22 protein-coding genes and 1 riboswitch are annotated in these 22966 nt (G+C 39.4%); of the genes, 1 reads left to right on the forward strand and 21 read right to left on the reverse strand.

The window, feature by feature from the left end:
* Positions 1-371: 371 nt before the first annotated feature.
* The 10 genes from LV83_RS07500 to pdeM form a co-directional block, all read right to left on the reverse strand.
* Positions 372-3236 carry a TonB-dependent receptor gene (locus LV83_RS07500; protein ID WP_111610940.1) on the reverse strand — a complete coding sequence of 955 codons (2865 nt, stop codon included), beginning with the start codon at positions 3234-3236 and terminating at the stop codon, positions 372-374.
* 321 nt (positions 3237-3557) lie between these two features.
* The gene (gene gldC / locus LV83_RS07505) at positions 3558-3896 is read right to left on the reverse strand and encodes a gliding motility protein GldC (RefSeq protein WP_111610941.1); all 339 of its coding nucleotides are present in this window, start codon (positions 3894-3896) and stop codon (positions 3558-3560) included.
* A 93-nt stretch (positions 3897-3989) separates the two neighbouring features.
* Positions 3990-4649 carry a 3-oxoacid CoA-transferase subunit B gene (locus LV83_RS07510; protein WP_111610942.1) on the reverse strand — a complete coding sequence of 220 codons (660 nt, stop codon included), beginning with the start codon at positions 4647-4649 and terminating at the stop codon, positions 3990-3992.
* Positions 4650-4703: 54 nt separating this feature from the next.
* Complete coding sequence (locus LV83_RS07515) at positions 4704-5399, reverse strand: CoA transferase subunit A (RefSeq protein WP_111610943.1); 696 nt, start codon at positions 5397-5399, stop codon at positions 4704-4706.
* Positions 5400-5410: 11 nt separating this feature from the next.
* Entirely contained in the window at positions 5411-6334 is a 924-nt protein-coding gene (locus tag LV83_RS07520; protein WP_111610944.1) for a bifunctional riboflavin kinase/FAD synthetase, read from the reverse strand.
* The gene (truB, locus tag LV83_RS07525; RefSeq protein ID WP_111610945.1) at positions 6321-7007 is read right to left on the reverse strand and encodes a tRNA pseudouridine(55) synthase TruB; all 687 of its coding nucleotides are present in this window, start codon (positions 7005-7007) and stop codon (positions 6321-6323) included. The genes LV83_RS07520 and truB overlap by 14 nt, the downstream gene beginning before the upstream one ends.
* A gap of 1 nt (position 7008) precedes the next feature.
* Positions 7009-7803, reverse strand: a complete 795-nt coding sequence (locus tag LV83_RS07530; protein ID WP_111610946.1) for an undecaprenyl-diphosphate phosphatase — start codon at positions 7801-7803, stop codon at positions 7009-7011.
* A gap of 9 nt (positions 7804-7812) precedes the next feature.
* Positions 7813-8025, reverse strand: a complete 213-nt coding sequence (locus LV83_RS07535; protein ID WP_111610947.1) for a DUF3098 domain-containing protein — start codon at positions 8023-8025, stop codon at positions 7813-7815.
* 5 nt (positions 8026-8030) lie between these two features.
* Positions 8031-8921: a cell division protein FtsX gene (locus LV83_RS07540; RefSeq protein WP_111610948.1), complete on the reverse strand. Its 891-nt coding sequence runs from the start codon at positions 8919-8921 to the stop codon at positions 8031-8033.
* 49 nt (positions 8922-8970) lie between these two features.
* A complete protein-coding gene (gene pdeM / locus LV83_RS07545) occupies positions 8971-9627 on the reverse strand; it encodes a ligase-associated DNA damage response endonuclease PdeM (RefSeq protein ID WP_111610949.1) in 657 nt (218 codons plus the stop codon).
* Positions 9628-9707: 80 nt separating this feature from the next.
* On the opposite strand from pdeM, the gene LV83_RS07550 reads away from it, so the two are divergent.
* On the forward strand, positions 9708-10151 hold the full coding sequence (locus tag LV83_RS07550) for a DUF2147 domain-containing protein (protein WP_111610950.1): 444 nt from the start codon (positions 9708-9710) through the stop codon (positions 10149-10151).
* Between the two features lie 44 nt (positions 10152-10195).
* Here the strand turns inward: LV83_RS07550 and LV83_RS07555 are convergent, their stop codons facing one another.
* The 11 genes from LV83_RS07555 to LV83_RS07605 all read right to left on the reverse strand — a co-directional run bounded on the left by LV83_RS07555 (position 10196) and on the right by LV83_RS07605 (position 22929).
* The gene (locus LV83_RS07555) at positions 10196-11251 is read right to left on the reverse strand and encodes a homoserine O-acetyltransferase family protein (protein WP_111610951.1); all 1056 of its coding nucleotides are present in this window, start codon (positions 11249-11251) and stop codon (positions 10196-10198) included.
* Positions 11252-11259: 8 nt separating this feature from the next.
* Positions 11260-12564 (reverse strand): O-acetylhomoserine aminocarboxypropyltransferase/cysteine synthase family protein, encoded by a 1305-nt coding sequence (locus LV83_RS07560; RefSeq protein ID WP_111610952.1) that lies wholly within the window; start codon positions 12562-12564, stop codon positions 11260-11262.
* A gap of 167 nt (positions 12565-12731) precedes the next feature.
* Positions 12732-12840: riboswitch (SAM riboswitch) on the reverse strand.
* Between the two features lie 90 nt (positions 12841-12930).
* The gene (locus tag LV83_RS07565) at positions 12931-13578 is read right to left on the reverse strand and encodes a carbonic anhydrase (RefSeq protein WP_111610953.1); all 648 of its coding nucleotides are present in this window, start codon (positions 13576-13578) and stop codon (positions 12931-12933) included.
* On the reverse strand, positions 13575-15116 hold the full coding sequence (locus LV83_RS07570) for a SulP family inorganic anion transporter (RefSeq protein WP_111610954.1): 1542 nt from the start codon (positions 15114-15116) through the stop codon (positions 13575-13577). The genes LV83_RS07565 and LV83_RS07570 overlap by 4 nt, the downstream gene beginning before the upstream one ends.
* A 110-nt stretch (positions 15117-15226) precedes the next feature.
* Positions 15227-16561 carry an argininosuccinate lyase gene (gene argH, locus LV83_RS07575; RefSeq protein WP_111610955.1) on the reverse strand — a complete coding sequence of 445 codons (1335 nt, stop codon included), beginning with the start codon at positions 16559-16561 and terminating at the stop codon, positions 15227-15229.
* Positions 16562-16563: 2 nt separating this feature from the next.
* Positions 16564-17634: a M20 family metallo-hydrolase gene (locus LV83_RS07580; RefSeq protein WP_111610956.1), complete on the reverse strand. Its 1071-nt coding sequence runs from the start codon at positions 17632-17634 to the stop codon at positions 16564-16566.
* 21 nt (positions 17635-17655) lie between these two features.
* Positions 17656-18456 (reverse strand): acetylglutamate kinase, encoded by an 801-nt coding sequence (gene argB / locus LV83_RS07585; RefSeq protein ID WP_111610957.1) that lies wholly within the window; start codon positions 18454-18456, stop codon positions 17656-17658.
* Between the two features lie 13 nt (positions 18457-18469).
* Positions 18470-19441 (reverse strand): Rossmann-fold NAD(P)-binding domain-containing protein, encoded by a 972-nt coding sequence (locus tag LV83_RS07590; protein WP_111610958.1) that lies wholly within the window; start codon positions 19439-19441, stop codon positions 18470-18472.
* Positions 19442-19458: 17 nt separating this feature from the next.
* Positions 19459-20589 (reverse strand): aspartate aminotransferase family protein, encoded by a 1131-nt coding sequence (locus tag LV83_RS07595; protein ID WP_111610959.1) that lies wholly within the window; start codon positions 20587-20589, stop codon positions 19459-19461.
* Positions 20590-20774: 185 nt separating this feature from the next.
* Positions 20775-21743: an N-acetyl-gamma-glutamyl-phosphate reductase gene (argC, locus tag LV83_RS07600; RefSeq protein WP_111610960.1), complete on the reverse strand. Its 969-nt coding sequence runs from the start codon at positions 21741-21743 to the stop codon at positions 20775-20777.
* On the reverse strand, positions 21736-22929 hold the full coding sequence (locus LV83_RS07605; protein WP_111610961.1) for an argininosuccinate synthase: 1194 nt from the start codon (positions 22927-22929) through the stop codon (positions 21736-21738). Before LV83_RS07605 ends, argC begins: the two co-directional genes overlap by 8 nt.
* Between the last annotated feature and the right edge of the window lie 37 nt (positions 22930-22966).

Below are 22966 nucleotides of genomic sequence, written 5' to 3' on the forward strand. Positions count from 1 at the left end.
TCAGTAATCCTAAAATCCCAGCTACAACAAACGGCATAGAAGGGTACTTTAGCCACCTAAAAAACCACCTAGATATTCACCGCGGACTGAGTCTAAGACACAGGATAGACTTCATTAAATGGTATGTGTTTTTGTCCAATAAAAAATGAGTTTTCAAAGCCATAGAGCATATCAAAAAAAGTAAGGTCTGGCAAAAAATTACCAGACCTCTTTTTTCGTTTATGCGCTGACTTTATTGCTGACAAGTTGGTCTCCACCAGAGCCTGTTTCCTCTTCAAATCAACACTGGATATTAAGAAATTATCTCATTAAAGTCACCAACTATTTTTCAGTACATTACCTTTATTAATGATTTTCATTTTGTCTATTTATTAATTTAACAACTCATCAAATGTGATAGATAGATAATATATCGCACCAATAGTAGGACCTCCAAAGTTTTGAAAATTTCTGTTGTTGAAAATATTCGAACCGCCTAATTTGACAATAGACTTGAGCTCTTTTAGCTTGTAACTTACCTGAGCATCAAACGTATGGATCTCCGGCACATCGCCTATAGCAAATGTCGATTCCCATCTAAAGGCACTTTGATATCTATATGTCAACCCAAAGCCTACTTTCTCGGTAAGCTTTCTATTTCCAAAAGTGATATTTGTCTTATGTTCAGGAGTATTGAAATCACTCAGGAAGTCTTCTCCAATAGTTGTAATCAATTTGTTGAAATTATAATTACCCCCAATAGTAAAATCACGTGGTAAATTATATGTTAAACCAATGGCGGCACCATGTGCTCTCACGTCTTCGTCTACGATATTTGTGTAGGTTTGGAATGTGTTTTCCTGCCCTGGAGTGGTGATAGGAGTTAATAAAGTAGGTGCATTGATAGCATTTATTGCTCCTTCATCCGTATTTGGTAAAGCTCCAGGGAAAATAGGTCCAGGTGCTTTCCTTACAGAAGTTTGAGTAATGAAGTCATTGTAAATATTATAATAGTAAGCAACATCAATCAACAATCTGTTTGTTGCTAGCAAACTTTTATAGCCTATTTCAAAGGATTGAACTCTTTCAGGACGAAGCTCAGGTAAGGAAGTTATTTGCTCCAACAATCCCGTAGCTCTTGGGTCAACCGGTGATAAGCCAGTGCCTACGGCTGCTACATAATTATTGACAGATGCTAAAGAATAGGCATTGTTGAAAATGTCATACTTTTCTCTGTAGTAGGGTAGGCCACCAATCAATCGTGACGATACAACATTCAGATCAATATGCTGACCTTGAGTTGTAGGGTTTCTAAATCCAGTCTGATAGGAGACTCTTATATTATTATTCCCTTGAGAATATACTCCCGAAATTCTTGGATTCACTTGTCCATTGAAATTTTCATTTTTGTCATACCTAATCGATCCTGTCAATTTCAATTTATCATCGAGCACTGTTTTTGCGCCTTGAGCAAATGCGCCGAACTCCTGAATGGTAATTTCATTACCTTCAACGTCTGCAAAAATGGTCCCGTTTGACCTCAAATCATAAACTCTATAGGAACCGCCCACTTGAAGCTCCATAAAATCAATTTCATTCTTGAAATTATATTGACCTTCTAGCATATTCATTCTGGACTGATCGTCGAATAATGATCCACTTGGAATCACTTCAGATCTCACAGCTGTTTTAGCAGCTTCGAATTCAGGGGTTCCTGGCATCAATCTACCTGTATCAGCTGCTCCTCTTGCAAATTGGTGTGCTGTCGCCTGCTGAGCTGAAGTACCCATCTGACCAGGTGTTACGCCTTGACCGAAAAGATTTTGAAGATAAGCTCCTGCATATTGACCAAACCATGCTGTATTTGATTTCCAGGTATCATTTATCACGACACCTGTCAAGTCAGCTATATAAGAATCTCCTGAATTTTCTATCGTCGTATAACCTCTTACGAAATAGTTATCACCTTTTAACTCTAGTTTGTGTTGGATAATGGAGAAATTAGACAAAGAATACCTTTGCGCGCCTGTATATACAGATGTCCCTGCTCCATAATTCATTGTGTATGAAAGCTCAGAGTTATCGGATATTCTGTAATGAAGCGCTCCATTTAACTTCAGGTTAGTAGCATTATAATCTACCAGATTTACTTCGTCATAGCCTGTTCTGGATACAATTTGATCTGGAAGACTGTTTGCCGCTGCTCCAAATGCCTGCTGAATTGCTGCGACATTTCTTAAAAGACCAATATTATTTGAAACTTCATCACCAAAAACGTGAACTCTATTAGCTCCTGGGTTGAAAGGTAAGTCACCCTGACCTTCTACATTCAAATCAGTTTGATCAGTTCCATACCAGTCTGTTGCTTGCATATATGAAGCATTGATTTTAAATGCAAATTTGTTGTTGAATGCTTTTGCATACCGGATAGAGGCTTCATACATCGGCTGCGGACTTGTTGGTTCGCCTGCTTGTCCATTGATGTGGTTAACGCCTTGCTTGTAAAATGCACTTAGACCTTGATATTCAAATGGACTCTTGCTATTTACTAGCAATATTCCGTTGAATGCGTTGGGTCCATATAGTGCTGAGGATGCTCCTGGGATAAATTCTACAGATTCCACATCAAGTTCTGATGGCCCGTTCAAATTTCCAATTGGAAAGTTCAAAGCAGGAGCCTGTGTATCCATACCGTCAGTCAATTGAACAAACCTAGTATTACCGGTGGAATTGAATCCTCTAGCATTGACAATTTGGAAGTTGATGGATGAGGTAGTGACATCGACACCTTTGAGGTTAGCAATTCCTTTATAGTAGGTGTCTGCTGGAGATTCTCTAATCGATAAAATGTCCATTTTTTCAATCGATACTGGAGATTTCAAAATACTTTCTTCCATTCTCGATGCTGATACTACCACTTCCTGTCCAAGGATGGAAGATTCTACCATTTGGACATTTACAGTAGCTTGTGCGGAGGTCACCTCTATTTCCTGTTTAGTAAATCCTACCATCGAAAACACCAAGGTTAAAGGAGGATCTTGATTTATATTCAGTGAATACTCGCCGGAAAGGTCAGAAATGGTTCCGATTACCTTTCCTTTTACTAAGATGTTGACACCGACTAAGGTCTCTTTGGTATTTGCATCTGTGATGGTTCCAGAAACTATTGTCTGAGCAATAGCGGAACCAAATGAAAGGGAAACCAAGAATGTCAATAGGAAAACTGAGGTCCTGGCTTTAATTGTAAAATTGCTCATAGGCTATTTTAGTTATTGTTGTGGGTTTATGAATTCAGGGTGGAAATTCATTAAGTATAACGCGAAAATTACCCTAATAAATGAATAATTGACATTTAAAATCAGGATTTTGATATGAATCAAAAACTGTGAAATAGTGTTAAAACTGGAAACTGAGGCATTCAATTAAAAATCTAAAATTAATCGTTGTCTTTATTGTTAATACTCAAACGACTTACCTGTTTTGTTAGAAATTCTTAAATAATTATTTTTTTCCCAAACCGAATAAAAACAAAAAAAGCTCGGACTTTGCCGAGCTTTTCATTGTATAATATCAGATAATTATTGACCCTTGTTCTCTTCGTTAACATGCTTAACTAAGCGATCGCATAATTCCTTAATCTCTTCAGACATATATTCGTCAGCAGTACTATTCAAAATAGTTTGTGCCATTCCTCCTAAAATATCTATATAAAAACGCTTCATTTCTACCACTGACATTTCTTCTGTCCATAGATCGATTCGAAGCGTACTATGATTTTGATTGTCCCACACGTTCAAGCTAATGCTCTTTGTGTCTTCAAGGCCGGTACCTTCTTTATCTGAAGCATCCCATTTAATGGTTTTTGGAAAGCTGTTTTCGTCTAAATCTACTTCGAACTTAATCTCTGATTTTTTCATAATATGTTTTGATCCTTCTAGAATCCCGTATTGATTTTGCAAAATTAATCAGGTTAACTTCCTGAGCGCATTCGGAGTTCCTTTTTCCTTATTTTATTCAAAAATCATTTCAGGAACATCGCCTTGAACAATCAATTTTCCTGCAGTTTTCGATTTAATTTCTTCCACAGAAACTCCTGGTGCTCTTTCTTTAAGTATAAATCCGCCATCTTCTGAAACTTCTAAAACAGCTAAGTCAGTCACAATTTTCTTGACGCAGCGAATACCGGTGATAGGAAGGGAACATTCAGGTAATAATTTGGATTCTCCAGACCGAGAGCAATGCTGCATAGCCACAATGATATTATCAGCTGAAGCGACGAGGTCCATTGCGCCACCCATTCCTTTAACCATCTTCCCTGGAATTTTCCAATTGGCAATATCTCCATTTTCGGAAACTTCCATTGCTCCTAAAATGGTCAAATGCACATGTCCGCCACGAATCATAGCAAATGATTCTGCTGAATTGAAAAGTGCCGAGCCTTTAGCCATGGTAACTGTCTGTTTTCCGGCATTGATCAGGTCTGGGTCGATTTGATCTTCAGTGGGGAAAGGTCCGATTCCAAGTAATCCGTTTTCAGACTGAAGTACTACTTCCAATTCATTTGGGATATAGTTGGCTACAAGGGTGGGGATTCCTATTCCTAAATTTATGTATTGCCCATTCTTTACCTCTTTGGCAATTCTTTGGGCTATTTGATCTTTTGTAAGCATTTTGGGTATGTTTTTGGTCTTTGGATAAATACGAAAAGGGAAACGTTTAGTAACCTATTTAGAGACGGTTCTTTGCTCTATTCTTTTTTCGTAGTTTTTACCTTGGAAAATACGCTGTACATAAATCCCCGGCGTATGAATCTCATTTGGATTGAGCTGGCCAGCCTCTACAAGTTCCTCAACTTCCGCTATACAAATCTTGCCTGCAGCTGCCATCATAGGATTGAAGTTTCGTGCAGTACCTTTAAAAATCAAATTTCCGGCAGTGTCGCCTTTCCAGGCTTTAACAATGGAAAAATCTGCCTTTAGCCAGTTTTCCAACAAGTACATTTTTCCATCAAATTCCCGGATTTCTTTTCCTTCTGCGACTTCAGTTCCTACTCCTGCAGGAGTGAAAAAAGCTGGGATTCCAGCTCCACCAGCACGAACTCGCTCTGCCAGTGTTCCTTGTGGGATCAAATCCACCTCGAGTTCACCATTGAGTAATTGTCTTTCAAACTCTGCATTTTCTCCTACATAGCTTGAAATCATTTTCTTGACCATTCGCTTTTTTAGCAAAAGACCAATTCCAAAATCGTCCACTCCAGCATTGTTTGACACGATAGTCAAGCCAGAAATATCTCTTTCTAAAAGTGCTGAAATACAGTTTTCTGGAATACCTGTCAAGCCAAATCCTCCCATCATCAGCATACTATTACTGGGGATATCAGCTACTGCTTCAGTTGCATTCTTTACAGTTTTGTTGATCATATATTTTGGGTTTATAGTAAGTTCTTGGCATTCTTCTGATCGAGAAAAAGTTGTTGTTTTAAAGCTTCTAATCCATCAAATTTTTTCTCTTCTCGAAGGAATGCTTTTATATAAATAGTGATCTGTTTATCATATAAATCGCCTTGAAAATCGAATAGATTTGCTTCAACAGTTTTCTTTGTTCCGTTGACTGTCGGACGGTTTCCAATGTTCAGCATAGCTTTATACTGTGATCCATTTACTAAAGCTTCTACAGCATAAACGCCATCCTTGGGGATAAGTTTGTAATCATTCGGAATGTGAATATTGGCTGTAGGAAAACCAATTGACCTACCGATCTGCTGTCCTTTGATTACCAAGCCATTTAATTCGTAAGGTCTACCTAGGTAATTGATGGCTGTCGCTACATCACTAGTCTCTAATGCATTCCTGATTTTAGTGCTAGAAACACCTATATCTTCCACATCTTTTCTCGAAATTTCCTCCAAATCAAACCCATATTGCTTATGGTGAGCTTGCAGATACTCAAAGCTTCCTTCACGATTTTTCCCAAATCGATGATCATATCCTATTACCAGTTTTTTGGTCTGAATAGAATCTACAAGTACTGACTCGATAAATTCTTTAGAAGAAAGCTGAGAGAATTCTTTAGTAAATGGAATGGTGACTAAATGGTCAATGCCAAATTGCCGAAGTAGCTTTGCTTTCTCTTCAAAGGTGCTTAATAGTCTGAGCTTATGCTCATTGGGATAAAGTACTAGTCTTGGGTGTGGCCAAAAAGTAATCAGGACTGTCTCGCCATTTATTGAGCGAGCCAATTCCCGGATTCGGTGAAGGATTTTCTGATGACCAAGATGCACTCCATCAAACGTCCCACTTGTCACTACAGCGTTGGAGAGCTTCGGGAAATCACTTAGGCCTTCATAGATTTTCATGTGGTGTTCTTGCTTTGATTTCTTCTACCAAAGGTAAAAGCTCATGTGCTTCTGAGAGTTTGAAATTACCAATTCTTGTCCTGCAAAGCGAACTCATATACGCCCCAACATTTAATTTCTCACCAAGATCTCTAGCCAAACTCCTGATATAAGTTCCTTTCGAGCAAACAATTCTAAATTCTACGATTGGGCTTTCAAACTTAGTGATTTCAAATTCACTCACAGTCACAGGACGTGGATCCATTTTTACTTCTTTGCCTTTTCTCGCTGATTCATATACGCGTTTACCATCTACTTTGATGGCTGAGTGCATAGGAGGGACCTGAAGAATTTCTCCCGTAAGTTCTGCAACTGCTGCTTTTACATTTTCCAACGTAATATGAGTAGGATCTGCAACTGGAACAATAGGCTGTTCCAAATCAAAGGAGTCAGTAGTGGAACCGATGACGAAAGTGCCAGTATATTCTTTTTCCTGTCCCATGAATGAATCGATCTGCTTGGTCATTTTGCCTGCGCACACGATAAGCAATCCAGTAGCCAGAGGATCGAGTGTTCCAGCGTGTCCCACTTTTTTGATTTTCAGCGCATTCCGAACTTTTCTTACTACATCAAAAGATGTCCATTCGAAAGGCTTATCTATTAAAAATACTTCTCCGTAAGGTTGATCTTGCATTCTATAAATATAATCCTGCTACAATGGCTATCACACCCGCGATAAGGCAATAGATAGAAAAATAGCTGAGTTTACTGTTTTTGACTAGTTTGATCATCCAAGTACAAGCTATAATCCCAGCCACAAAAGCAGCCACAAATCCTGCGCTTAGGTATCCAATACCTTCTGTTTCCAACGATAGCCCTCCGTCCAAAATATCCTTTGCGATTTTGCCAAATATCAGAGGAACTACCATTAAGAAAGAGAATCTGGCAGCTTTTCCCTTATCAATTCCCAATAGAACTGAAGTAGAAATAGTAGCTCCTGAGCGGGAAATTCCGGGTAGAATAGCGATAGCTTGAGAGATACCAATTATCAAAGCCTGTCCGAATGTTACAGGCTGATTTGTGAATTTAGCTTTGTCTGCTAAAAAGAGAAGAACTGCTGTCAGGATGAGCATACAACCAACAAAGACAATTTGGCCATCAAATAAGGATTCCAACTCTTCTGCGAAAACAACCCCTACAATAGCTGCCGGGATCATGGATATGACTATTTTAGAGACAAATTGTGTTTCTGCATTCCATTGGAATTTGAATAATCCTGTGAAAATCTCTGCTATGTCTTTTCGGAACACAACTATGGTACTTAGAGCTGTCGCAAAATGCACCACAACTGTAAACATCAAGCCTTCTGCTGGCATATTACCCTCTCCCAAAATTGCTTTTCCCAGTTCTAAATGACCACTGGAGGAAACTGGTAAAAACTCAGTCAATCCTTGGATGATTCCAAGGATAATTGCATCAATTATTTCCACGCTTACTTACTATTTATTGCTCTCTGTTTTGGCAAAAATGGCATAGAATTCAAAAATAAATCCAGCCAAAGTAACGATTGGGCCGATAGTCAAACCCAGTATGCCATTTCCATGAGGCTCACTGTCCAGTCCTATAAGGACGAAGCCAAGAATAATAAGCCCGATGCCTATGAACATCAACTTGTAGTTTTTTCTGGAAAAGGGGAAAGATGATTTGCTCATATTTATTAATAAAGTTCGTCTAAAGACATATTTAAATACTTATTCACAGCACGCAAGGTACTTAGTACAGATAGGATTCCTCCTACAGTAATTAAAATCCCGAATAGGACCAGCAACAATTGCTGATTTTGAAGCATGGCAAACCCTTCAATATTTGCTTGAGTGTATTTCACCAATCCAAACAATATAACCGAGGCAAATCCTCCCGCCATCAATCCAAATAGAAATGCACGTGAAAGAAATGGCTTCCTAATAAATCCTCTGGTAGCTCCAACTAATTGCATCGAGCGAATCAGGAAACGTTGAGAAAATAAAGCCAATCGAATGGTGTTATTGATCAACATCACTACAGTAATAATTAAAATCAGTATAAATCCACCCAATACTAAGCTTACTTTAAGTAAGTTTTTGTTGATGGAATCCACTAGATCGGTCATGTAAGAAACCTCAAAAACTCCAGGAATTGCCTGAATTTCCGCTACAATAGCTTCCAATTGCTCTGAAGTCTGGAATTCTTCTGCAATAGTTAATACAAAGCTGTCTCGTAGTGGATTATCCTCCAAGAATTTGGTGAAGTCTTCACCGGTACTTTCAATGAAAGTTGCCGCTGCTTCCTCATCCGAAACAAACTTAAGATTCAGTGTATCACCTTTTTGAAGGATAAAAGAGCGTTTGGATAAATTTTCGTTAATGGCATCTAGTTCGTCTTGCTCCAAGTTTTTTTCCAAGAATACCTGAACTTCGATATTCTCTCTGATCATACTTGTGAGAGTTTTGGCCTGAATCAAAATCACCCCGAAAAGACCGACAATAAAAAGTGAGAGGGTAGTGCTGAATAGAACGCTTCCGAATTTGAAATGCCCTAGTGTCTTTTTCTTTCTTGGATAATTGGCCATAGATTATGATTTCTGCTCAAAAGTAACTTTCCCCAAGGATATTGCCAATCTATTCGTGAGAAAGGATTTTAATCACTTTTTCTCCACTTATTCCAAAAATTTGATCATTTGGCTTTCGCTTCACTAATGCTAGACCTGTGAACCGACCAAAAGCAGGAAGTATCAATTGATTTTCACCCAAATGGAAACAAGAGATACGAAGAGATTGTCGTCCTTTTCCCCGAAGGCGAACTCCAGGATGTAAGTGTCCACAGAGGTTTAATTTGCCTTCAGGAATTTTTCCTGCTGGCTCATGAGTGAGAAACAAATTCCCCAATTCGACAGGTTTTTCGTGAATTTCAAATAAAGATTGTTTGTAAGCAATTGGTGCTAGAACGTCGTGATTTCCTTTAACTAAATGAAACCTAGTAAGGACAAAGCTCGACAAGTAGGAGTTTAAATGATCCCATTGCTCATTCCAATCACTATGGAATAAGTCTCCTAAGACATAAAAATCAGTTGGGGTATATTTTTCAACAAGTTCTTTAATGCCCTGTAAATCATGTAGATGTATAGGTTCTGGCACTGGAATACCTGATTTCCGAAAGTGTGCTGCTTTCCCAAAATGTAAATCAGCGATAAGTAAAGTCGAAGTTTCTGCAATCCAAATTGCTTTCTCAGGTAGTAAATGAAGGGTAGTACCAAAAAACGTAATACTCGGATGCATGAATACTTGGGTATGGTTTTAGGGTATAACTGGATAAATTCAAAACTACCTCAATTATAGGTTTACTAAACTGATTTTTTATGAAAACTCGTCAATTTACTTCAATCGTTATTTTGTTGGTATTACTAGTCAGCCAAAGTGTATCAGCTCAATCCAAGTCAAAAATCATAGGTATATGGTATAATTCTGATAAAACAGCTCAGATTGAGATCATGGAAAATGCAGATGAAATGATTGGTAAACTTGTCTGGATTCAACGCGAAGATGGAGATCCAGCCGTTTTCACTGATTTAGTAAATGCAGATACTAGTTTAAGAAATCGGCCACTGATGGGTCTTACGATTTTAAAGGGCCTAAAATTTAAAAATGGGATATGGTCCGAAGGAGAAATATATGATCCAGAATCTGGATTAAGTTACAATTGCGAATTGCAACTCAAGAAGAAAGATATTCTTGAAATAAGGGGATTTCTTGGAGATACTTGGGTTAGTAGAACAGTAGAATGGAATAGGGTAAAAAAATAAGGCAGAGATTTCTGCCTTATTTTTTGTTCGATTTAAATTACTACTTAGTGCATTTGCTGCAAATAAAACGACTTCAGAATATAAGAAAGCTGCTCAAATTCAATCAGAAATGCATCATGCCCTGCCGTTGAGGTTATTTCCTTGTAAGTGCCTTTTTTTACTTTTTGACTGATATACTGAGACTCTTCTGGCAGAAAAAGCAAATCAGAGTCAACTCCAATCGCTAATACATTTGCCTCAATTTTACCAAGCGCAGCATCCAGACCGCCACGATTTCTTCCCAAATCATGGGAATCCATCGTTTTGCTTAGCGTCCAATAGGAGAGCGCATTGAAGCGTTTTGAGAGCTTTTGTCCTTGGTACCTGAGATAAGATGCAGCTCGGTAGTTATCCAATTTATCATCCGAATCAGACTGTTTTCTCAACAGATCTTTTGGATGTCTATACGTGAGCATAGCTATGGCACGAGCTGTTTCAAGACCCTTTCGACCGGCAGATTCAGTGTTTTCACCCCAGGTGCAATCAGATTCTATCGCCATGCGCTGAGTTTCATTGAAGCCAATCACCCAAGGAGTAGTTTTCCCCGTTGAGGCCAGTATTATGGCATTTTTCAATTTATTTTCTAAAGTATAAGCCCACTCAAGACCTACTTGTCCTCCAAGAGAACCACCAATCAAGGTATGAATTTGATCTAATCGAAGATGAACCCTTAAGCGTTCTAGCCCAACTGCTAGGTCTCTGCTGGTCATTTGAGGAAAATCGTAATAATATGGCTCACGGGTAGTTGGATTCTCGCTAAGCGGCTGCGTAGAGCCATAGCAAGATCCCAATAGATTTGCACAGATGATAAAATAATCTTCAGGATCGTAGAATTTATCTTCTCCGATCAGACCATTCCACCATTCTGAGGCTTTAGAATCACCAGTAAGCGCATGAATAACCCAGATCACATTGGATTTGTCTGAATTGAGCTGCCCATAAGTAGTATAGGCAATCTCAATTTCAGACAGAATTTCTCCAGATTCCAGATGCAATGGTGTACTAGAATGAAATGTTTCCTGAGTCATATTAATTAAAGCGTATTGACTTTTAAGGTTCATTTGAACAATTAGATTTTATCGAAAGCTTGCTGCAGATCAGACTTGATATCATCGATGTGTTCGATACCACACGAGATTCTTAATAGAGTAGGAGTTACGCCTGCTGCTAGCTGCTCCTCATCAGAAAGTTGCTGGTGCGTAGTGGCAGCTGGCTGGATAATTAATGTTTTGGCATCGCCTACATTTGCTAGATGAGAGATCAATTCCAGATTATTGATAAGGTTTGAGGCTTGCTCTTTATCGCCTTTGAGCTCAAAACTTAAAACACCGCCAAAGCCATTTCTCAAATATTTTTTAGCCAATGTGTGGTATGGAGAGGAGCTCAATCCAGGATAATTCACCTTCTGAACAGCTGGATGTGCTTCTAACCACTGTGCCAGAGCCAAAGTGTTCGCTGCAGTTTTGTTCACTCTTAGAGAAAGTGTCTCTATTCCTTGGAGTAATAGGAAAGAGTTGAAAGGACTGATAGCAGGCCCAAAGTCTCGAAGTCCTTCCACTCTTGCGCGAATTGCAAAAGCAATATTTGGGAGTCCTAGTGGATTGTTTTCACCAAAAACTTCCCAAAAATTCAATCCATGATATCCCTCAGAAGGTTCTGAGAATTGCTTGAATTTACCATTTCCCCAATTGAAATTACCTGCATCAACTATGATACCTCCAATGGAAGTTCCATGTCCACCGATCCATTTGGTAGCGGAGGAAGTCACAATATTGGCTCCATGAGCAATAGGCTGGCATAAGTATCCACCCGCACCAAAAGTATTATCAACTACCAAAGGAATGTGATGCTTTTTAGCAACAGCTGCAATAGCTTCAAAGTCAGGAACATTGAACTCAGGATTACCAATGGTTTCTAGATAGATCGCTTTGGTATTATCGTCAATTAGTGCCTCGAAATCAGCAGCATCTTTTCCTTTAGCAAATCTGGCATCAATACCGATTCTCTTAAATGCAACCTTAAACTGATTGAATGTACCTCCATAAAGAAATGAGCTGGAAACAAAATTATCTCCCACTTCCATGATATTATTCAAGGCTAAAAATTGGGCAGCTTGGCCTGAAGCTGTAGCCACTGCCGCGACTCCACCTTCTAAAGCCGCTATTCTCTTTTCGAAAACGTCCGTAGTCGGATTCATGATCCTGGTGTAGATATTTCCGAATTCCTTGAGCCCAAATAAATTTGCCCCATGCTCAGCTGAGTTGAACACATAGGAGGTGGTTTGATAGATAGGGACTGCACGGGAGTTAGTGGCTGCGTCGGGTTCCTGACCTGCGTGGACTTGCAGTGTGTCGAAGTGAAGGTTTTTTGACATGATGTTTTGGATTTATGGTTTGAAAAAGAAAATGCAATAAAAAGCCGACATCGAAATACATCGAGATTGGCGAAATTGTATCAACACATAAATAAAGCTAGGCGCTTTACCAATGTTAAAGTTGAGATTGAAATATGAGGGGAGTATCCTGAGTGCATTATTATATGAACTTATAGTTCCAAAAGAGAATAGCTCTATTGGCAGGAATTGGCACCTTGGACTTTCCAGGTTGCCAGAGGGTCTAGGAGCCTGTCTCTCGCCTCTTCTTTATAAATCCAAGCACTAAAAGTGAAAGGACGTTGCAAATAAAGGGTCAGCGAATAAGAAATCAAAATTTTTTCTCGTTCGCTGACCAAAAAACTAAATTTATTTTTCCAACTCAGAAGAGTCAAACCTGAATATTGGGTTAATGCTTTCTAGATCAGGTTCGATATTGACCAGTTCTTTTACCAAACCATCTTTAAGACCATAAGCCCATCCGTGTATGGTTGGTGCATTTCTGGATTTCCATGCTTTCTGAATGGTTGAGGTTTTGATCAAGTCCTGGCATTGCTCAATCACATTCAACTCTACCAGCTTGTTTACTTTATCCTCATGAACTTCAATTGCATCGATTTCCTTCTTGTGGATATTGTAAACTTCTTTGATATTAAGTAGCCATTTATTGATGATTCCGTAGCTCTTATTTCCTAGAGCGGCATCAATTCCTCCGCAACCATAGTGACCACACACAATAATGTGTTCTACTTTCAACACAACCACGGCATATTCTAACACGCTTAGAAGATTGAGATCTGTATGAACAACCATATTGGCGATGTTTCTATGGACGAATATCTCGCCAGGGTCGGTTCCTGTAATTTGATTGGCAGGAACTCTACTATCGGAACATCCAATCCAAAGAAATTTTGGTGATTGTTGTTTTTCGAGTCTTCCAAAAAAATTTGCATCAGCAAGTTTTTGATCGGAAGACCATGCTTTATTCTGAATTAATAGTTTCTCGTAAGGGCTCATAGTTTTTGGTGTGTTTGATATTGGTATCCTTCTATTGTAATTCTTATGTTTTTATCGGGACTAGATTCGATAAAGTCATTTAAGACTTCCTGTATGTCATGATCAATGAATTGTGCCTTGTGAGCACTAATAATAACTTTACTACCAGCAGGAATATTTGATAGATGTTTCATTAACAAGGCTTTATTTAGGAATGAAACGTCTTTTTGCAACTTTACAAGATAGTTACCATTCAATTCAGTCAACGTGATAGCGCGAACGAAATTTGTTTTCATGACGAAGAATAACCCGAATACCATGCCTATGCCTATCCCAACCAAAAGGTCGGTGAACAGTATGGCTATCACTGTGACAATAAAAGGAATGAATTGATCCCAGCCATTTTTGAAAATGCTGATAAATATTGAAGGTTTTGCAAGCTTGTATCCAACTAAAAATAAAACTGCTGCCAGGCAACTAAGTGGTATTAAATTTAAAATATTAGGTATGCTTAACACCAGAATCATTAACAGTATTCCGTGAAATACTGCAGACATTTTTGTTTTTGCTCCAGAAGCAACGTTGGCTGAACTTCTAACGATCACCGCTGTGACAGGAAGTCCTCCAAGAAGACCAGACACCGAATTGCCTATCCCTTGAGCTACCAGTTCTCTGCTTGGTGGGGTGATTCTTTTCATTGGATCCAGCTTATCAGCTGCATCGATACTTAGGAGTGTTTCTAGACTTCCAATGATTGCAATAGTAACGGCTACTATCCAAAAGGTGCCTTCAGTGATCATGCTAAAATCCGGAAAGGTAAGTAAATCACCGAGTTGTGAGAAATTTTCCAAAACAGGAATACTTACCAAATGATCCCCACCCAACTGCCACTCAGGCTTCCAAAATCCATAAAGGAAATTGATTAAAATCCCTGATAGAACAGCCCACAGCGCTCCTGGGACCACTCCAAAAATCGCATGATTTCTTATTTTAGGTTTTTCAAAAAGGATTAGAATAGCCATTGCTATCAATACTATTGGGATAGCACCTACACTTGAATACTGTATAGCATACCAAATTTCAGAAAAAGTGTTATGATCATCGGCTTGCAAAAATGACTCGTCACCCATCAAATCAACATCATAACCCAGTGCATGTGGAATTTGCTTTAATATGAGAATTAAGCCTATGGCTGTAAGCATTCCTTTAATAACAGCATGTGGGAAGTAATATCCAATTATACCTGCTTTGGCGACCCCTAGCCCTAATTGAATTAATCCTGCAATAACCACTGTACCTAGAAATAGCTGAAATGTCCCCATACTATTAATAGAATCCAACACGATTACTGTCAATCCAGCAGCAGGGCCACTTACGCTTACATTCGATCCAGATATAGATCCTACAACTATTCCACCCACAATTCCTGCGATAAGACCGGACATGGGAGGAGCTCCACTAGCAACCGCTATTCCTAAACATAGTGGCAATGCCACTAAAAAAACCACCAAACTGGCTTTTAAATCATACTTTAAATTACTTCCGAAAAGACTATTCATTCTAAGGGTTTATTGCAATGTGTATTTGAGAATTTTGTTCTCCATTTCTCATAAAAATAAATTATTGTATTGACTCATTCTAATTAATGACACAAAACCTATCAAATTACTTATTTTAAAAGAGCTTTTATGGCTTGATCAACGGCATAAAAATTAAATAGTTTGATAGCCGATTGCATTTTGTCCTGAATAGCGTCAAGGTTAAGATTGCCAATACTTCCCTCATGGGTGTGATTTAAAATAGTTTGATCTGGTGCAAAATTATCAGACTCTATGTCCATTCCTACTTGCTTATACGCATCTCTGAATGGCATTCCTTTTAGCACCAAGTCGTTAACTACCTCTACAGAAAATAGATGCTTGTAGAAAGGATCCGCAAGAATATCTTCTTTTACTTTAATGGATTTGAGCATAAATGTGGTCATACTCAAACAGGAATTCAAACTTTCTATAGCCGGAAAAATCTCCTCTTTCAGCAATTGTAAATCTCTGTGGTATCCCGTGGTGGTATTCGTCAAAATCATAGAAACAGCATTTGGTACTGCCTGAATCTGATTCGTTTTTGCTCTGATCAGCTCAAAAACATCAGGATTCTTCTTATGTGGCATAATGCTGCTTCCAGTTGTCAGATCATCAGGAAACTTTATAAATGCAAAGTGTTGATTCATGAAAATACATACATCTGCAGCTAATCGGTTTAGCGTTCCAGCCATTCCAGCCATGGCGAAAGACAGGGTACGCTCAGTTTTACCACGACTATTTTGAGCATTGAGCACATTATGATGAAGATCTGCAAAACCTAAAAGATGCGTAGTCATGGTTCTGTCGAGCGGAAAACTGGAGCCGTATCCAGCCGCCGAACCTAATGGGTTTTTATTGGACAAATCGAAAGCTGCTTTGAGTAAGCCTAGATCTTCGGATAAACTTTCTGCAAAGGAACTGAACCAAAGTCCAAAAGAAGACGGCATTGCAAGTTGCGTATGTGTATAACCTGGCATCAGGTCATCTTTGTGCTTTTCTGCTAACTTGATCAGTAGGTCAAATAACTCGATACTTTCTTCTACCAATCCATGAATTGCTGCTCGATAGTATAATTTTAGATCAACCAAAACCTGGTCATTTCGACTTCTTCCGCTGTGAAGTTTTTTACCTACATCACCGAATCGCTCTGTCAGCAAAAATTCTACTTGAGAGTGTACATCTTCTACTCCTGGAGCTATTTCAAATTGGCCTTTCTCAATTTCAAAATAAATATCTTTTAGGCCACCCTGAAGTATTTCATTCTCTTCGGTGGTCAAAAGACCGATAGAGGAAAGCATTTGCGCATGAGCCATAGAGCCAAGCACATCGAACGGGGCTAAAATGATATCAAACTCTGGATCTCGTCCAATAGTGAAAGATTCAACTTCCTTTTTACTTCCTATTTCTTTTTGCCAAAGTTTCATTTCTAATTAGTTTGAGTTAGCATCTCAGCATAAGTATCAAGAATCTTGATGTAGCCTTCGATACCTTTCTGAATCTCGTTCAAATAAATGTATTCATCTGCAGAATGTGACCTAGCTGAGTCTCCAGGGCCAATTTTCACAGATGGGTAGGGGATCAATGCCTGATCCGATAGGGTAGGACTCCCGTAGGTTTTTAGTTCAAGTTGCTCTCCAACTTTAAGTATCAAATGGCCTTCCGGTACATGGGAAGATTGAAGTCGTAAGGAGCGAGGAATAAGCGCTGCGCTTAAGTTGGATTTCAATTCCTCGAGTGCTTCTTCGAGGGAATAAGCATCTGTGACTCGGACGTCCAATACAAATTCACAAAGATCTGGCACTACGTTATGCTGCTCCCCAGCATGAATTACTGTTGCAGAGACTTTTGTTTTACCGAGGAATTGTGAGACTTTTTGGAATTCAAAATCTTTGATTTTCTGTAAATCGTCCAATGCAAGATAAATCGAGTTGACGCCTTCTTCACGGGCAGCATGTCCAGCTTTACCATAGACTTTCGCGTCGATGACCATCAGGCCTTTTTCGGCTACAGCCATTTCCATTAGCGTAGGTTCACCTACGATAGCTAGATCACAGGGAGGAAGTTGATCGATGACCGAAGCGATACCATTTTTACCAGAAATTTCTTCTTCAGCCGATGCAATCATGATTAGATTGTAGGGTAGATCTTCCTCATAAAAATGCGTAAAAGCAGCCATCAGACATACTAAAGGTCCTCCAGCATCATTGCTTCCAAGTCCAAAAAGCTTTCCGTCTTGGGTAATTGCATGAAAAGGGTCTTTGGTATAGCCAGCATTTGGCTTGACCGTGTCGTGATGGGAATTAAGCCAGATAGTTGGCTTGCTTTTATCAAAAGGGGCAGTAAAAGCCCAAATGTTATTTCCTGATTTATGAACTTCAATATCTCTAGCAGTGAAAAATTCCTCTAAAACCTCAGCAGTAGAACTTTCTTCCCTAGAATAGGATGGTATTTCTATTAGTTGTTTTAGAAGCTGTACCGCATCGTCATATAAACCCATTGTTGATTTCAAATTTTTGATTTAGTACAAGTCGTAGCGACTTCTCTCAATGGTAGTTCCCGATAGTTTTCCCTTTGCTGCCAAATGAAGGTTTTCTGCTTTTCCAATCCAAACATGATTTACCCCTTTTTCCAATGCCTCGAATGCATTATCCAATTTAGGGATCATACCGGAATGAATCACATTTTCCTTACGGAGCTCTTCATAGATATCCTCATTAATCAATGGAATGATGGAATTTTCATTTTTCTCATCAATCAGAACACCGCTTTTGTTAAAGCAAAAGTATAAATTAACCTGATGCTCTTTGGCTAGGCTTGTGGCTAGGGCAGAGGCAATACTGTCAGCGTTTGTGTTGAGTAACTGGCCTTTAGCATCGTGCGTGATCGCATTCACAACTGGAAGTAAATCCCCTGAAAGTAAATGATCAATCAACTTGGTATTAACTTCCTGAATATCACCTACAAATCCATAGTCAATTCCCTTGACAGGACGTTTGATGGATCGGATGATATTTCCGTCGGCTCCAGTCATTCCAATCGCATTTACTTTCAGCGCCTGAAGTTTAGCTACTAGATTTTTATTGATCAAACCTGCGTAAACCATGGTCACCACATCCAAGGTTTCCTGATCAGTAATTCTTCTCCCATCCACCATTTCTGGCATTACGCCTAGTGATTCTCCGAATCGGGAAGCCATGATTCCTCCACCATGAACCAGTATTTTGTGTCCTGGGAATTTGGCGAAAAGAGCTAAAAATTCATCCAGCTTTTCAGGAAAGTCGATGACGTTACCTCCGATTTTAATAATATTTATTTTCATTGGGCGTAAGTCTTTAATTATTTCCTAACAAATGGCTAATTACTGCCTGAGCCGCGAATATTCTATTTTTTGCTTGTTGCTGAACCAAAGATCGAGATCCATCTAAGATTTCATCTGATAATTCAAGGTTCCTACGAACCGGCAAGCAATGCATGACCTTTGCATTTTTTGCATTTGCAAAATGATTTTCCGTAAGCATCCAGGAGTCATCCGTAGAAAGAATCTTCCCGTAATCATTGAAAGATGACCAGTTCTTAACATACACAAAATCAGCTCCTTCAATCGCTTTACTTTGATCATATTCTATGGTAGCGCCTTTAGTGAATTCCGCATCTAATTCATAGCCTGAAGGATGTGTTATAGTCAAATCATGATCCATTCCAAGCGCCCATTCCGCAAAGGAATTGGCTACCGCATGGGGAATAGCTTTGATATGTGGGCCCCAAGTCAATACCACTTTTGGTTTCTTTTTACCTGACCAATTTTCACGAATTGTGATCTGATCAGCCAAGCTTTGCAATGGATGGCGAGTTGCAGATTCCAAGCTTACCACAGGAACTCCTGAATACTTTACAAATTGAGAAAATGTAAAATCACTCATATCTTCCTCCTTATTTGTCAATGAAGGAAATGCCCGAATCGCCAAAATATCAAAATACGAACCCAAAACTGCCGCTGCATCTTTGATATGCTCAACTGTTCCTCGGTTCATGACAGCACCATCCTGTAATTCCAACGCCCAACCTTCCTTATCCATATTTAGCACGATTGGCTCCATTCCTAGATTCAGCGCTGCGAGTTGAGTGGAAACTCTAGTTCTCAAGGATGGATTCAAGAATATACAGCCAATTCGTTTTCCTTGACCTTTAGTATTGTCTAGTAAGGGATTTGACTTGTAAGTAAGCGCACTTTCGATCAGTTGATTTCCCAGATCGATGTTTTCAAATTTTGTAAAATGTATAAGTGGCGATTTGTCTGCTGCCATTAGGTTGGTGGGTAGGTTTAAGCTAAAATTTCTTTCAATGCGGTTAAAAACGAATTTAATTGATTCCACTCGATATTTAAAGGTGGCAGGAGTCTTATCGTATTCTTTCCTGCTGCGCTTCCTGTGAATAGGTGGTATTTGCTCACCAATTCTGAGCGAACTGGCCCAGCTTCCCGATCAAGATCAATTCCTATCATTAAGCCTGTTCCGCGAACAGCCATGATTCCAGGTATAATTTTCAGTTCCTGAAGTAATCTTTCTCCCAAAGTGGAAGCGTTTTCCATAAGATTTTCCTTTTCAATCACTTCTACGACTGCCAATCCAGCAGCGCAAGCCAAATGGTTGCCCCCGAAAGTAGTTCCGAGCAAACCATAAGTGGCTTTGAATTCAGGAGAAATCAAGATTCCGCCAATTGGAAAGCCATTTCCCATGCCTTTTGCCATGCTGATGATATCTGGTTGAAGTCCATCTGCATGTTGGTGGGCAAAGAATTTTCCTGTTCTGCCAAAACCTGATTGTACTTCGTCCAAGATCAATTTGGCTCCGTATTGCTTAGCCAAAGAAGCTAGACCAAAAAGAAACTCAGCACTTGGAACCTGGATTCCATTGACTCCCTGAATGCCTTCGATGATAATTCCTGCGATTTCATTTGACTTCAAAGCCTCCTCTACAGCACCCAAATCTTCCCAAGGAAGAATATGGAAATCCTCTCGCGCATTACATGGAGCGACGATTTTCGGATTGTCGGTTAGTGCAACAGCACCTGAAGTTCTTCCATGAAAACTGCCTGAAAACGCAATAAACCCTGATTTTCCTGTAGCGAAAGAAGCCAACTTGATTGCATTCTCATTGGCTTCAGCGCCTGAGTTACAGAGGAAAAGTTCATAATCAGGATAGCCTGAGAGCTCGCCTAGTTTCTCTGCATAATCCTTTTGGATAGGAATCTGAACAGAATTGGAATAAAAAGCGATCTGATCCAATTGATCTTTGATCCGATTCACATAGTGAGGATGCGTGTGACCGATAGAAATGACGGCATGGCCGCCGTATAAGTCTATATATTCTAGCCCTTGATCGTCCCAAAGCTTAGCTCCATCAGCCTTAGCGATGGTCACTGGGATCAGCGGATATACGTTGAATAATTTCATAAGGATTTACGAATTACGATTTTTGATTTACGAGATAAAAGGTACCTCATACCTCAATTTCTAGGTTGGGGGAATTGCTAATGTCGAATGATGAACGTCGAATTTTGAATTTCGAAGTGCTATCCAATCGATCTTGAATCTTGATTCTAGTTTCTTTTGTCTAGAAATGTCTAGCGTCTAATATCTTAGAAAGCTATACTTTTCAGATTCAAGCCCATCCTCTCCTCAAGTCCGAAAGCTAAATTGTAATTCTGAACAGCCTGTCCTGAAGCCCCTTTCAATAGATTGTCAATAGCGGAATAAATCACCAACTGTCCGGCTTCTTTTTGCACATGAACAATCGCTTTATTCGTATTCACTGCTTGTTTCATGTCAATATCAGCATCTGAAACGTGTGTAAAAGCAGCGTTCTTATAGAATTCCTTGTATGCGGCAACTGCTTCTGCCTGAGTTCCTTCGAAAGGGAAATAAGCTGTAATCCAAATACCTCTAGGGAAATTGCCACGATAGGGAACAAAGAGAATCTCAGAAGAGAAACTAGAGTTCAATTGCTTAAAAGTCTGGTTAATCTCCTTGAGGTGCTGATGTGTAAATAGCTTATAAACAGACATATTGGATGATCTGTAACTGAAGTGAGAGGTCTCAGCCAATTTCTTGCCTGCACCTGTACTTCCCGTTACTCCTGAGATTTGAATCGTGTCTTTTACCCAGCCTTTTGCGATAGCTGGAAGCAATGCCAATTGGATCCCTGTGGCAAAGCAACCTGGATTGGCAATCTTTTTAGCAGACTTGATTTTAGTAGCATTCACTTCTGGTAACCCATATGTGAAGCCGTTGGATTCATCGCGGAAATCAGTTGACAAATCGATCAAAACTGTTTCTGGAGAGAAACTATGTTGCTCTAAAAATCCCTTAGTCTCACCATGAGGCAAGCCTAAGAATACTGCTTCAATTCCATCAGTCTGCACTTTATCTGTGAAGATCAAGTCGCAATCCCCAATCAGATCGGGATGAACCTCAGCTACTTTTTTCCCTTTCTGGCTATTGCTATGTACGTAGATCAATTCGCAAGCAGGATGATGAACGAGAAGACGAAGTAATTCACCTCCGGTATATCCCGCTGCGCCTATGATCGCTGTTTTGATTTTAGTCATTGTCTGAGTTGACCTTATGGAAAATCGAAGTTTGATTACCCAAAATTCGGGTAAAGCCTTTGACATCTTCCGCTGTATAACCTTTATTCATTTCTCCGTAGCTACCAAACTTGTTTGACATTAAGTCATGCTCAGAAGTGATTCCAAGAAGTGTAAATCGATAGGGTTGAAGCAATACTTTCACATCGCCACTTACATAAGTCTGCGTGCTTGCCATGAATTCCTCCAAGTTTCTCATCACTGGATCTAGGTAATGTCCTTCATGCAGGTGATTGCCATAGAATTCAGCCAATTGGTTTTTCCAGAATAACTGCCACTTCGTAAGCGTATGTTTTTCCAATAACTGATGCCCTTTGATGATAATGATCGGAGCAGCAGCTTCGAACCCAACCCGACCTTTGATGCCAATAATTGTATCTCCTACGTGAATATCTCTACCAATTCCGTATGGTCCAGCCAATGCCTGAAGAGCTTGAATAGCTTCTACAGAATCCTCATATTTTTTCCCATCTACTCCTTTTAATTCGCCTTGTCTAAAAGACAAAATAACTTCCAAAGGCTCGATAGCAGTAGCCTTTGTTGGCCAGGCACTATCTGGAAGGTATTCAGAGGAAGTCAAGGTCTCTTTTCCTCCTACGGAAGTCCCCCAAATTCCTTTATTGATAGAATAGGCAGCTTTCTCGAAGTTCATCGATACACCATGCTTTTTCAAATAGTCAATTTCCTCCGCACGACTTAATTTGAGATCACGGATAGGAGTGATTATCTCAATGTCAGGAACAATCGTCTGGAAGATCATGTCAAATCGAACCTGATCATTTCCAGCACCGGTGGATCCGTGTGCTACAGCTTTTGCTCCAATTGATTTGGCATATTCTGCCAAAGATTTTGCCTGTAGAATACGTTCAGCAGATACAGAAAGGGGATAGGTTTGGTTTTTTAGCACATTGCCAAAAACCAGATATTTAATCACCTCATTATAATAGGTATCCATCACATGAAGTATTTTGAAAGAAGCAACGCCTAATCCTTTTGCTCTTTCTTCTACATCTTTCAACTCTTCTTCGGAAAACCCACCTGTATTTACTAAAACTGCATGTACCTCATAGCCCAGTTCTTTGGAAAGGTGCAAAGCACAAAATGTGGTATCTAAGCCTCCACTGTAGGCTAATACTATTTTCTTCATTTTAATATGATTTTTGCTTCCAAAAGGAAGAATTGAT

Origin of the sequence: Algoriphagus yeomjeoni (assembly GCF_003259505.1) — a bacterium.
GTDB lineage: Bacteria > Bacteroidota > Bacteroidia > Cytophagales > Cyclobacteriaceae > Algoriphagus > Algoriphagus yeomjeoni.